Source organism: Actinocorallia lasiicapitis (assembly GCF_054778695.1).
Genome location: NZ_BAAGZI010000185.1, coordinates 1 through 10,905 on the forward strand (window position 1 = coordinate 1; position 10,905 = coordinate 10,905).

General features: G+C 70.5%; 16 protein-coding genes. 13 read left to right on the plus strand and 3 right to left on the minus strand.

Going from position 1 to position 10,905, the window contains the following annotated elements; translation table 11 throughout:
* From ACYVE7_RS20000 to ACYVE7_RS20010, 3 genes are all read left to right on the plus strand, one after another.
* Nucleotides 1–485, plus strand: a 485-nt coding sequence (locus ACYVE7_RS20000) for an ATP-dependent helicase C-terminal domain-containing protein (protein WP_460366479.1), incomplete at its 5' end; no start/stop codon positions are given.
* Between the two features lie 36 nt (nt 486–521).
* Nucleotides 522–1,112, plus strand: coding sequence for a GNAT family N-acetyltransferase (locus ACYVE7_RS20005; RefSeq protein ID WP_460366480.1), 591 nt, complete (start codon nt 522–524; stop codon nt 1,110–1,112).
* Nucleotides 1,112–1,699: a GNAT family N-acetyltransferase gene (locus ACYVE7_RS20010; protein WP_460366481.1), complete on the plus strand. Its 588-nt coding sequence runs from the start codon at nt 1,112–1,114 to the stop codon at nt 1,697–1,699. Before ACYVE7_RS20005 ends, ACYVE7_RS20010 begins: the two co-directional genes overlap by 1 nt.
* Here the strand turns inward: ACYVE7_RS20010 and ACYVE7_RS20015 are convergent.
* Nucleotides 1,668–2,198, minus strand: a complete 531-nt coding sequence (locus ACYVE7_RS20015) for an NUDIX hydrolase (protein WP_460366482.1) — start codon at nt 2,196–2,198, stop codon at nt 1,668–1,670. The two genes, ACYVE7_RS20010 and ACYVE7_RS20015, sit on opposite strands and share 32 nt — an antisense overlap.
* Before the next feature lie 166 nt (nt 2,199–2,364).
* Between ACYVE7_RS20015 and ACYVE7_RS20020 the strand changes: the two genes are divergently transcribed.
* The 3 genes from ACYVE7_RS20020 (at nt 2,365) to ACYVE7_RS20030 (ending at nt 4,041) form a co-directional block, all read left to right on the plus strand.
* Entirely contained in the window at nt 2,365–2,694 is a 330-nt protein-coding gene (locus tag ACYVE7_RS20020; protein WP_460366483.1) for a hypothetical protein, read from the plus strand.
* Between the two features lie 94 nt (nt 2,695–2,788).
* Complete coding sequence (locus tag ACYVE7_RS20025) at nt 2,789–3,340, plus strand: YceI family protein (protein WP_460366484.1); 552 nt, start codon at nt 2,789–2,791, stop codon at nt 3,338–3,340.
* 59 nt (nt 3,341–3,399) lie between these two features.
* Nucleotides 3,400–4,041, plus strand: a complete 642-nt coding sequence (locus ACYVE7_RS20030) for an HAD family hydrolase (RefSeq protein WP_460366485.1) — start codon at nt 3,400–3,402, stop codon at nt 4,039–4,041.
* A gap of 23 nt (nt 4,042–4,064) precedes the next feature.
* Here the strand turns inward: ACYVE7_RS20030 and ACYVE7_RS20035 are convergent, their stop codons facing one another.
* The gene (locus ACYVE7_RS20035; protein WP_460366486.1) at nt 4,065–4,682 is read right to left on the minus strand and encodes a hypothetical protein; all 618 of its coding nucleotides are present in this window, start codon (nt 4,680–4,682) and stop codon (nt 4,065–4,067) included.
* A complete protein-coding gene (locus ACYVE7_RS20040; RefSeq protein WP_460366487.1) occupies nt 4,666–4,872 on the minus strand; it encodes an HGxxPAAW family protein in 207 nt (68 codons plus the stop codon). Before ACYVE7_RS20040 ends, ACYVE7_RS20035 begins: the two co-directional genes overlap by 17 nt.
* A 95-nt stretch (nt 4,873–4,967) precedes the next feature.
* Between ACYVE7_RS20040 and ACYVE7_RS20045 the strand changes: the two genes are divergently transcribed.
* The 7 genes from ACYVE7_RS20045 to ACYVE7_RS20075 form a co-directional block, all read left to right on the plus strand.
* Nucleotides 4,968–5,816: an alpha/beta fold hydrolase gene (locus ACYVE7_RS20045; protein WP_460366488.1), complete on the plus strand. Its 849-nt coding sequence runs from the start codon at nt 4,968–4,970 to the stop codon at nt 5,814–5,816.
* Between the two features lie 29 nt (nt 5,817–5,845).
* Nucleotides 5,846–6,517 carry a pyrimidine reductase family protein gene (locus ACYVE7_RS20050; protein WP_460366489.1) on the plus strand — a complete coding sequence of 224 codons (672 nt, stop codon included), beginning with the start codon at nt 5,846–5,848 and terminating at the stop codon, nt 6,515–6,517.
* A gap of 9 nt (nt 6,518–6,526) precedes the next feature.
* Nucleotides 6,527–7,159: a GntR family transcriptional regulator gene (locus ACYVE7_RS20055; protein ID WP_460366490.1), complete on the plus strand. Its 633-nt coding sequence runs from the start codon at nt 6,527–6,529 to the stop codon at nt 7,157–7,159.
* 98 nt (nt 7,160–7,257) lie between these two features.
* Complete coding sequence (locus ACYVE7_RS20060; protein WP_460366491.1) at nt 7,258–7,929, plus strand: cysteine hydrolase family protein; 672 nt, start codon at nt 7,258–7,260, stop codon at nt 7,927–7,929.
* Nucleotides 7,922–9,523, plus strand: a complete 1,602-nt coding sequence (locus ACYVE7_RS20065) for a permease family protein (RefSeq protein ID WP_460366492.1) — start codon at nt 7,922–7,924, stop codon at nt 9,521–9,523. The genes ACYVE7_RS20060 and ACYVE7_RS20065 overlap by 8 nt, the downstream gene beginning before the upstream one ends.
* Nucleotides 9,520–10,215 (plus strand): biuret amidohydrolase, encoded by a 696-nt coding sequence (gene biuH / locus ACYVE7_RS20070; RefSeq protein WP_460366493.1) that lies wholly within the window; start codon nt 9,520–9,522, stop codon nt 10,213–10,215. Before ACYVE7_RS20065 ends, biuH begins: the two co-directional genes overlap by 4 nt.
* Nucleotides 10,212–10,905, plus strand: a 694-nt coding sequence (locus tag ACYVE7_RS20075) for an amidase family protein (protein WP_460366494.1), incomplete at its 3' end; no start/stop codon positions are given. The genes biuH and ACYVE7_RS20075, both read left to right, overlap by 4 nt.

The window sequence follows — 10,905 nt, forward strand, 5'->3', positions numbered from 1 at the left end:
GTCTCGCCTTCCTGCACCGCGCGCTCGGCGCTCCCTGGCCGGACGTCGGCGACGCCGCCCTCCTCGACCGGGCCGACGAGTGGCTCACCCCCACCCCGGCCCGGATCGACCTGCTGAACCTGCTGCGCGGCCTGCTGCCCTGGCCGGAGGCCGCCCGCCTCGACGAGCTCGCCCCCGAACGGCTGACCGTCCCGTCCGGCTCGGCGTACCGCGTCGACTACTCGGGCGACCAGCCCGTCCTCGCGGTGAAGCTCCAGGAGACCTTCGGCTGGCTCGCCACGCCCGAGCTCGCGGGCGTGCCCGTCCTGCTCCATCTGCTCTCGCCCGCGGGCCGCCCCGCCGCCGTCACCGCCGATCTGTCCTCGTTCTGGAGCGGCGGCTACCACGCCGTCCGCGCCGACCTGCGCGGCCGCTACCCCAAACACCCCTGGCCCGAGGACCCGACGACGGCCGTGCCGACCCGCCGCACCCAGCCCAGAAAGTGAATTGATCGCCGCGAGGCTCGGTGGTTTGATGCCCTGATGCCCAGATTTCTCGCTGACATCTTCCCGGCCGGCACGTTCTCGGGACGGGAACAGCCCGTCCTGACCACCGAAGGCGGCCGGACGCTGCGCCCGTTCACCGAGGCCGACGCCCCCGCCGTCTTCGAGGCGCTGACCGACCCCGACGTCCAGCACTGGTTCGGCTACCGGTGCGACGACACGGCCGAGTCGGTGGAGACGGCGGGCCGCTTCGCCCGCAACTGGAGCGAGGAGAAGTACGCGACCTGGGCGATCGTCGATGACGGCAGGGTGGCCGGACGGCTCACCCTCGTACTCGACCTCGAGGACGGCGCCGCGGAGATCGTCTACTGGGCGAACCCGGGCGAGCGCGGCCGCGGCGTCGTCCCCGACGCGGTCCGCACGATCGTCGCCTGGGCGTTCGCGTTCGGCTTCCACCGGCTCTTCTTGCAGCACTCGGTGCGGAACACGGGGTCGTGCCGGGTCGCGGAGAAGGCCGGGATCCCGCTCGAAGGCACCAGGCGGTCGGCGATCAACCATCCCGACGGCTTCCACGACGTGCACGTCCACGCCCTGATCGCGGGGGACGAGCGCGCGGGGGGCGAGCACTGATGCCGCGCCTGATTCCCGATGTCCTCCCCTCGGGGACCCTGGCCGCGCTGGAACAGCCCGTGCTGAAGACCGAGGGCGGGCTGCTGCTGCGCCCGTTCACCGAAGACGACGCGCCCGTCCTGGTGGAGACCTACACCGACCCGCTGATCCAGCGGTGGCACGCCCGGCGGCTCGACGGCGAGGACGAGGCCCGCGCCCTGATCGCCGGCTTCGCCGAGGAGTGGGCTGCGGAGAAGGCCCTGACCTGGGCCATCACCGACGGCGAGCGGTTCCTCGGCCGGATCACGGTCAGGCCCGAGCTGGGTGACGGCGTCGGCGAGATCGCCTACTGGGCCCATCCGGCCGGACGCGGCAGGGGAGCGGTGCCGCAGGCCGTCCGGGCGGTGACGTCCTGGGCGTTCGACCTCGGCTTCCACCGGCTGTTCCTGTACCACTCGGTGCACAACGAGCCGTCCTGCCGGGCCGCCGAGAAGGCCGGTTACGCCTTCGAGGGGGTCCAGCGCTCCGCGATGCTGCACGCCGACGGCTGGCACGACATGCACGTCCACGCCGTCATCACGGGGCGGGCGGCTCCTGCGGGGGAGTGAGATGGGCGAACTCCGGGTGGTGCCACGGCAGCTCCACGGGTGACGGCCACCCGCCGCGCAGCAGCGGCGGCAGCAGCTCCTGGAGGCCGTGCGGCACCACCGCCTGGACGTCGGCGGCCAGCTCCTCCTGGGTCCACCAGCGGATCTCGGCGATGAAATCCCGTTCGTAGTGGGTGAACCCCGACGTGTCGGGCTCGAACGAGGCCGTCCGGTGGAAGAAGTAGGAGTCGACGGCCCAGCGCATCCTCCCGTCCCAGGAGCCCAGCCAGTAGCCGCGCGCCGTCGCGACGACCGGGCCGAGCGCTTCGGGCGCGACCACCAGCCCGGTCTCCTCCCGCAGTTCGCGGACGCCCGCTTCGAGGACGGTCTCGCCGGGGTCGATGCCGCCGCCGGGGGTGAACCATCGGCCGCCCTCGGCCTTGTCCCTGAACAGCAGCAGCCGGTCGTGCTCGTCGGTGAGGAGGATCCGGGCGCTGGGGCGGAAGATCAGCTCGTCCATGGTCTGATCGTACAAGCGGACGCCGTTCCGGTTTGCCCTGCTTACCGCTGTGACCTCGGACTCTTCTGCGGCAGAACGGGGTTCTGGGGAACGTTGGGCCGTCGCTCTGCCGTTAGCTGGAGTTCAGGCAGCGGACCCGAGACAGTGGACCAACAGGAGGCTTGCAGTGAGGATCCCGAAACGCGTCGACGCCGCGTGGGACTGGGCGGAACGGCACGGCAGGGCGCTCGCCCTGGGGATCTTGCTGGTGGTGGCGGTGGTGGGCGCGCTGCTGATGCCGGCGGTGGGCACGCTGGCGGTCGGGATGCTGGTGGGCGGGTTCGCGGTCCATCGGCGGCTGACCCGCAGGCTCGCACGGCTGCGCGCCGACAACGACCAGCTCCTGCGCGACAACGGCGCGCTGCACCACCGGATCGCCCTGCTCGAACGCGGGATCAAGCAGGAGGCGTCGCTCAGCACGCAGGTGCTGCCCGCTATCCCCGAGGCCGACGACTGAGGAAGAAATTCCTGCCCTGGCGCGTTGTCCTTGACGCGTCAGAGATCCTGAGTAGAGTGTGACTTGAGAGTTCAACTTCTGAGGAGGCAGGGAAATGTCCACTGACTACACCGAGCTGACCGGCACCTACACCCTCGACCCCGTGCACAGCCGGGTCGGGTTCTCCGCACGCCACGCGATGATCACCAAGGTCCGCGGCGCCTTCAACGAGTTCGAGGGCCTGGCCAAGGTCGACGGCGCGAAGCCCGAGCTCTCCACGGTCCAGGTGACGATCAAGACCGCGAGCATCGACACCCGCAACGAGCAGCGCGACGGCCACCTGCGCACCGGTGACTTCCTCGAGGCCGACAAGTTCCCGGAGATCACCTTCGTCTCCACCGGGGTCGAGCGCGACGGCGACGACGTCTTCAAGGTCACCGGCGACCTCACCATCAAGGACGTCACCAAGTCCGTGACCGTGCCGTTCGAGTACCAGGGCGCGGCCACCGACCCCTACGGCAACCACCGGATCGGCTTCGAGGGCTCGATCTCGATCAACCGCAAGGACTTCGGCGTGAACTTCAGCGCGGTCCTGGAGGGCGGCGGCGTCCTGGTCAGCGACAAGATCAACCTCGAGTTCGAGATCTCCGCGATCAAGTCCTCCTGACGCCTCAGGGCGTGATCGGGCGGCGGCGCCCAGGGTGCCCGCCGCCCTAAGCTGTTGGTGTGAAGCACATTGTCTGGGACTGGAACGGAACCCTGCTGAACGACCGCGCGGCCGTGCTGGGCGCGACGTATGAGGTGTTCAGGGGCACCGAGGCCGATGGCGTCACCGCCGATCAGGTGACGGCCGTCTACACGCGACCGATCTGGGTCGCCTACGAGAAGCTGCTGGGCCGCCCGCTCCACGAGGGCGAATGGGAGCGGCTGGACCGGGTCTTCCACAAGCACTACGAGCGGCTGTTCGCCGAGGCGCCGCTCGCCGACGACGCCCACCGGGCGCTGACGCTCTGGTCCGAGGCGGGCCGCACCCAGTCGATCCTGTCGATGGCGGGCCACGACCATCTGATCCCGACCGTCGACAAGTTCGGGATCACCCCGTTCTTCACCCGGGTCGACGGCCTGCGCGGCGCCCCCGGCGGCGGCAAGGCCGAGCACATGGCCGTCCATGTGGCCGAGCTGGGCGTGAACCCGGCCGACGTGCTGGTGATCGGCGACGCCGCCGACGACGCCGTGGCCGCCGCCCATGTCGGCGCGAACGCCGTGCTCTACACCGGCGGGATGCAGCGCCGAGAGGAGCTGGAGAAGGCAGGGGTCCCGGTGCTGGACTCCCTGCTGGAAGCACTCGCCTACGCCGGAGTCCGCTGACGCGGGCGCTCTTCGGGACGCGATCAGACGCGGCGGTAGTTCCAGGTCCCCTGCAGGGTTCTGCCGCCGTAGTCGATCCGCTGGCGCAGCCGCAGCGCGCCGCCCTTGCAGGTGAAGGACGCCGTGTAGGGGACCCCGCTGAACTCGCCCGACTGGAGCAGGACGACCACGCTCTGCGGCGCGGGATCGTAGGTGAGGGGCTTGCTCTGGTGCAGTTTGAGCGTGGCCCCGCCGGACGCCTCGGCCACGTCGCCTATCAGCGAGGAGCCCGACGCCCGGGTGGGGAGGGTCAGTGATTTGCGGTACTGCAGCCAGCCGGCGACCTTGCGGTCGCCGGTCGTGCCCGTCTCGGTGAGCCGTTTGGACTTGGCGTAGGAGTGGGTGGCGGTCTTGCCGTTGAACCGGAGCACGGCCCCCGCGCCGCCGTTGATCCGCAGATGCGTCGAGGAGGAGTCGACCCTGATCGACGCCTTGGTCAGCCGCCAGGTGCCGATCACGCACTTCTTCGGACGTCCCGCCGCGGCGGCCTGTCCGGGGACGGCGAAAGCCGAGGCCGCGAGCGCGCCCACGACCACGAGCCCGGCGAAGGTCGCTCCGCCGGGCCGTGCTCGAAGTACTCGCCGCCTACCGGACCGGTTCATCGAGGACGACGTCCTCCATGATCCCGACCGCGGCCGCGAGGATCCCGCCGACGACGGCGATGCCGACGCCCGCCCAGAACAGCGGCCAGATCTGGAGCGGCAGGCCGAGCCCGCCGACCAGGAAACCAATGAAGATCACGGAAACCGCGACCCAGGACTTGGGGCTACCGCCGTGACCGCCAGCAGACATCTCTATGTGGCCTTTCGAAAAGGGTGAAGCGACAGATCAAGCATAGCGGCGGCCGTCCGGGACCGCTGATCGGGCATGGCGCTAGGCTTGTTGGCATGACGTCCAACAAGGTTCGGGGTGACGGGATCGACCTCGCGGTCCGCACCCAGGGAGACCCCGCCCACCCGGCACTCCTGCTCGTCCACGGCTACCCCGACACCCACACCGTCTGGGACGGCGTCGCCGCCGCACTCCAGGACCGGTTCTACGTGATCCGGTACGACGTGCGCGGTTCGGGCGCGTCCGACCGTCCCAAGGGGCGCAGGGCCTACCGGTTCGAGCATCTGATGGCCGACCTGAAAGCCGTCCTGGACGACACGGCGCCCGGCCGTAAGGTGCATCTGGCCGGGCACGACTGGGGGTCGATCCAGTCGTGGGAGGCGGTCACCACGATGCCGGAGCGGTTCGCGTCCTACACGTCGATCTCCGGTCCCTGCCTCGACCACGTCGGCCGGTGGAGCCGCGCCAAGGCCAGGAGCAACCCGTTCCAGGGGCTCAGCCAGGCGCTGCACTCCTGGTACATCGGCTTCTTCCAGCTTCCGCTGCTGCCCGAGCTGACCTGGCGCAGCGGGCTCGGCGCCAAGGTCCTCGCCCGCGCCGAAGGGCTGACGGGCCGCGAGCACTTCGCGCCGACGCTCCGTGCCGACGCCGCCGCCGGAGTCGGCCTCTACCGGGCCAACATGGTGCCCCGCCTGCTCCGCCCGAAGGAGCGCACCACGGACGTGCCCGTCCAGGTCGTGATCCCCGATCGGGACCCGTTCGTGACCCCGGAGCTGCCGCTGTCGGCGCGTCCGTTCGTCAAGGAGCTGACCGTCAGCCCGCTGTCGGCGCGCCACTGGTGCCCCGTCACCCATCCCGCGGAGCTCGCCCGGCTGATCGCCGCGCACATCGACCGGCAGGGATGATCGCGGCCCGGCGGGGAAGGGCTGAGTCCATGGACATGGACGACTACGCCTACCCCGCCGGAAAGCCCTGGCTGCGTGCCAACATGATCTCCAGCGTGGACGGGGCGGCCACCCGCGACGGCCTGTCGGGCGGGCTGGGCAACGACGCCGACCGGAAACTGTTCCAGCTCCTGCGCGCGCACGCCGACGCGATCATCGTGGGCGCGGCGACGGCCCGCAAGGAGGGCTACGGGGCCGTCAAGGTCGCGCCGGAGCTGGCGGCGCTGCGCGCGGGCAGGACGGCCGCGCCGCGGCTCGCGGTGGTCTCCCGCAGGCTCGGGTTCGACTACGACAGCGAGCTGTTCACCGAGCAGGCCGAACCGGTGATCGTCATCACCACGTCGGACGCGGAGGGCCTGGCCGAGGCGCAGCGGCACACCGAGGTGATCGAGGCGGGGGAGGGCTCGGTCGACTTCGCCCAGGCCGTCGCCGAACTGCACAAGCGCGGCCTCACCCGGCTGCTGTGCGAGGGAGGGCCGACCATCCTCGCCCAGATCGCCGCCGCGGACCGGCTCGACGAGCTCTGCCTGACCCTCGCGCCGTACCTGGTCGGCGGCGACTCGGGCCGTATTCTGCACGGCCCCGAGCTGACCGGGAAGTTGCGGCTGACCGGAGTGAGGCAGGATGGTGACCATCTGTTCCTGAGGTACGTCACGAACTGAGGTGGCCGTTTGGACGCGCTGGAGCCCGCCAGCCTGGTGGACCTGGTCGTCCGGCGGGTCCGTGAGGAGATCCTGTCCAGCGTCCACGCGCCGGGGGAGCGGCTGATCGAGGAGCAGCTCTGCGCCCGGTTCGGGATCAGCAGGGCCCCGCTGCGCGAAGCGCTGCGACTGCTCGGCCAGCAGGGTCTGGTGGAGCATCTGCCGCGGCGCGGGGTCCGGGTGGCGGAGCTGTCCGCCGAGGACGTCGACGAGCTGTTCGGCCTCCGCGACGTCCTGGAGCGCTACGCCGTCCAGACGGCCCTGCCGGGCCCCGTCTCGACGGCCGCCCTCGCCAAGGCCCTGGACGGGATGGCGCTGGCCGCCGATTCGGGCGACGCCCTGACCGAGAACGAGGCCCACCGGAACTTCCACCTCGCGCTGGTCGCGCTGGCGGGCCACCGCCAGCTCGTCGCGGTCTACGAGCCCGTCATCCTGAAACTCCAGCTCTACATGTCGGCCAACCTCCAGCGCGAGGCCGTGCTCCGCACCCCGGCCGAGGGGGTCGCCCGGCACCGCCGCCTGCTCGAGGCGATCGCCTCAGGAGACTCCGCGACCGCTCTGGCCGCTCTGGCGTCCCACGGGGCCCGCACCTATATCGGCTAGTGAGACCGTGCTAACGGGCCCGTAACCGGCGAAGGCCGCCTCCGTCATATTTCTGTCGACAATCGACGGTTAGAGATCGGGGGAGAGACGGAGTCGCCATGACGAAGCTTTCCGTCGAAGCCGAGCCGTACACGTTCGGCTTCGACCTGGAACACACCGCACTACTGCTCATCGACATGCAGCGGGACTTCGTCGAACCCGGAGGGTTCGGCGAGACCCTCGGCAACGACGTCGGCCTGCTCCGCCGGGTCATCCCGCCGCTCCAGGAGGTCCTCGCGGCCGCCAGGGCGGCCGGAATGCTCGTGATCCACACCCGGGAGGGCCATGAACCCGACCTGTCGGACTGCCCGCCCGCCAAGCTGAGCCGGGGCGAGCCCAGTCTGCGGATCGGGGACCCGGGGCCCAAGGGCCGCATCCTCGTCCGCGGCGAGTACGGGCACGACCTCATCGACGAACTGAAACCCCTCGCCACCGAGACCGTCATCGACAAACCGGGCAAAGGCTCGTTCTATGCCACCGGACTCCAGGAGCTGCTCCAGGAGAAGGGCATCACGAGCCTCGTCGTGACGGGGGTGACGACCGAGGTGTGCGTGCACACCACGGTCCGCGAGGCCAACGACCGGGGCTATGAGTGCCTGGTCCTGTCCGACTGCGTCGGCTCCTACTTCGAGGAGTTCCAGCGCGTCGGACTCGCCATGATCGCGGCGCAGGGCGGCATCTTCGGCTGGGTCGCCCCGTCCAAGCAGTTCCTGGAGGCGGTAAGTGAGTGAGAGCACGGCCCAGGAGCGGGCCCCGATGAAACTGCCGCTGTGGACCGGCGGCGACACCAACGCGTTCTTCGGCCTGGGCTTCAACGTCCTGGTCAACGTGCTGGTGCTGTCCGGGCTCTGCCTGGGCGTCATCAACATCCCCGGCAGCGACGTGTTCGGCGTCATCCTGCCGGCGCTGGGCATCCAGTTGCTGATCGGCAACGTCTACTACACCTATCTGGCGCGCCGGCTCGCCCGCAAGGAGGGCCGCACCGATGTGTGCGCGATGCCCTACGGGCCGTCGGTGCCGCACATGTTCATCGTCACGTTCGTGGTCATGCTCCCCACCTACCTGGCGACCAAGGACCCGGTGAAGGCGTGGACGGCCGGGATCGCGTGGGCGTTCATCATCGGCCTGATCGTGCTGCTCGGCGCGTTCGTCGGCCCCTACATCCGCAAGTACACCCCGCAGGCCGCGATGCTCGGCACCCTCGCCGGCATCTCGATCGCGTTCATCTCGATGCGGCCCGCCGCGCAGATGTGGGAGGCGCTCTGGATCGCCCTCCCCGTGATGATCATCATTCTGATCGGGTTCTTCACCGATCTGAAACTGCCGTTCGGGATCCCGGTCGGGCTGGCGGCGCTGCTGGTCGGCAGCGCCATCGGTTGGGCCGGCGGCTACATGGAGCCCGCCGACGTCACCGCCGCCGCCAAGGACATCGGCATCGGGCTGCCGACCCTCCAGCTCGACCTGCTGATCGACGGGCTCAAGGAGGTGTCGCCGCTGCTCGCCACGGCCATCCCCCTCGGCATCTACAACTTCACCGAGGGCATGACCAACGTGGAGAGCGCGTCGGTGGCGGGCGACGACTACAACCTGCGGTCCGTGCTGCTCGCCGACGGGGCCGGCGCGGTCGTCGGCGCGGCGCTCGGCTCGCCGTTCCCGCCCGCCGTCTACATCGGGCACCCCGGCTGGAAGGCCGCGGGCGGCCGGACGTCGTACTCCCTGGCCAGCGGCGTCGTCATCGCGCTGTTCTGCTTCCTCGGTTTCTTCTCCCTGCTCGGCGCGCTGCTGCCGACCCCGGCGATCGTCCCGATCCTGCTGTACATCGGGCTGCTCATCGGCGCCCAGGCCTTCCAGGAAGTGCCCAAGGCCCACGCCATCGCGGTGGTCATGGCGCTCATCCCCAACATCGCCTCCTGGGCGACGGGGCTGATGGACAACGTGCTCGCCGCCGCCGGGACCACGGCCGCCGAACTCGGCGAGGACAAACTGCTCGGCGCGGGCGTCGTCTACCACGGCACCAAACTGCTGGGCGGCGGCGCGATCCTCGCCGGACTCGTGCTGGGCGCGGTCGTCGCGTTCATCATCGACCGGAAGTTCCTGTGGGCCGCCGGATACGCCGCCGCGGGCGCGGCGCTGTCGTTCATCGGGCTGATCCACGGCGAGAAGGTCCAGTGGAACGCCGAAGGGCAGGTCGCCCTCGGCTACCTGCTCGCCGCGGCCGTCCTGCTGGCATTCGGGATCACCGAACTCAAGAGCAGGTTCGTGAAGGTGCCCGCGCCGGCGACGGAGACACCCGCCGCTGACGCGGAAGTTACGGCGGCGAAATGAGCGCGGGTTACGGTCCGGTGGTGGCCGAGCCTTACGACTGGCCGTTCGACGGCCGGTTCACGCCGGAGAAGACCGCAGTGATCAACATCGACTGGCAGGTCGACTTCTGCGGCAAGGGCGGGTACGTCGACGCCATGGGCTACGACCTGGAACTCACCAGGGCCGGCCTCGAGCCGACCGTGCGGATGCTGGACGTGCTGCGCCCCCTCGGGTTCACGATCGTCCACACCAGGGAAGGCCACCGCCCCGACCTGTCGGACTGCCCGCCGAACAAGCTCTGGCGGTCCAAGGGCATCGGGGCGGGGATCGGCGACGAAGGGCCGCAGGGCCGGATCCTGGTCCGGGGCGAACCCGGCTGGGAGATCGTGCCCGAGGCCGCGCCGCTCCCCGGCGAGATCGTCATCGACAAACCCGGCAAGGGGTCGTTCTACGCGACCGACCTCGACCTGCTGCTGCGGACGCGCGGGATCACGCACCTCATCCTCACCGGCATCACCACGGACGTGTGCGTGCACACGACCATGCGCGACGCCAACGACCGGGGCTATGAGTGCCTGCTCCTCACCGACTGCACCGGCGCCACCGACCCGGGCAACTACTCGGCCGCACTGAAGATGATCACCATGCAGGGCGGGGTGTTCGGCGCCATCGCCCACTCCGACGCCCTGCTCGCGACCATTGGGGGCACATGAGCCACATCACTGAGCTGTCCCGGCGCTACGGCGCCGGGACGGCCCGGCCCGAAGAGACCGTCAAGGAGGTCTACGACCGGATCGCCGCCCGCGGCGACGACGGAGTATGGATCACCCTCCGCCCCCGTGAGGAGGTCCTCGCGGAGGCCGCCGCCCTGCCGGACGGCCCCCTGTACGGCATCCCGTACGCGGTCAAGGACAACATCGACGTCGCGGGCCTGCCGACGACCGCGGGCTGTCCCGAGTTCTCCTATCTGCCCGCCGAGAGCGCCCCGCTGGTCGACCGGCTGCGGGCCGCGGGCGCGATCCTCATCGGCAAGACCAACCTCGACCAGTTCGCGACCGGGCTGTCCGGAACCCGCAGCCCGTACGGGAGCTGCGAGTCGCCGCTGGTCCCCGGGCTGATCTCCGGCGGCTCCTCGTCGGGGTCGGCGGTGGCCGTCGGCGCGGGGCTCGTGCCGTTCTCGATCGGCACCGACACCGCCGGTTCGGGACGGGTGCCGGCCGCCCTCACCGGGACCGTCGGGCTGAAACCCAGCCGCGGGCTGGTCAGCCTGCTCGGCACCGTCCCGGCGTGCGCGTCGCTCGACTGCGCCAGCGTCTTCGCCGGCTCCGTCGCCGACGCGCTGACCGTCCTGCGGGTGATCGGCGGACCCGAACCAGGCGACCCGTGGTCGCGGGTCCTGCCCG

Excerpts from the sequence above, each read along its gene's own strand:
- ACYVE7_RS20035 (WP_460366486.1), bottom strand. The coding sequence starts at position 4,682 with ATGAACCGGTCCGGTAGGCGGCGAGTACTTCGAGCACGGCCCGGCGGA.
- ACYVE7_RS20060 (WP_460366491.1), top strand. The coding sequence starts at position 7,258 with ATGACGAAGCTTTCCGTCGAAGCCGAGCCGTACACGTTCGGCTTCGAC.
- biuH (WP_460366493.1), top strand. The coding sequence starts at position 9,520 with ATGAGCGCGGGTTACGGTCCGGTGGTGGCCGAGCCTTACGACTGGCCG.
- ACYVE7_RS20025 (WP_460366484.1), top strand. The coding sequence starts at position 2,789 with ATGTCCACTGACTACACCGAGCTGACCGGCACCTACACCCTCGACCCC.
- ACYVE7_RS20005 (WP_460366480.1), top strand. The coding sequence starts at position 522 with ATGCCCAGATTTCTCGCTGACATCTTCCCGGCCGGCACGTTCTCGGGA.
- ACYVE7_RS20010 (WP_460366481.1), top strand. The coding sequence starts at position 1,112 with ATGCCGCGCCTGATTCCCGATGTCCTCCCCTCGGGGACCCTGGCCGCG.
- ACYVE7_RS20050 (WP_460366489.1), top strand. The coding sequence starts at position 5,846 with ATGGACATGGACGACTACGCCTACCCCGCCGGAAAGCCCTGGCTGCGT.
- ACYVE7_RS20015 (WP_460366482.1), bottom strand. The coding sequence starts at position 2,198 with ATGGACGAGCTGATCTTCCGCCCCAGCGCCCGGATCCTCCTCACCGAC.
- ACYVE7_RS20040 (WP_460366487.1), bottom strand. The coding sequence starts at position 4,872 with ATGTCTGCTGGCGGTCACGGCGGTAGCCCCAAGTCCTGGGTCGCGGTT.
- ACYVE7_RS20045 (WP_460366488.1), top strand. The coding sequence starts at position 4,968 with ATGACGTCCAACAAGGTTCGGGGTGACGGGATCGACCTCGCGGTCCGC.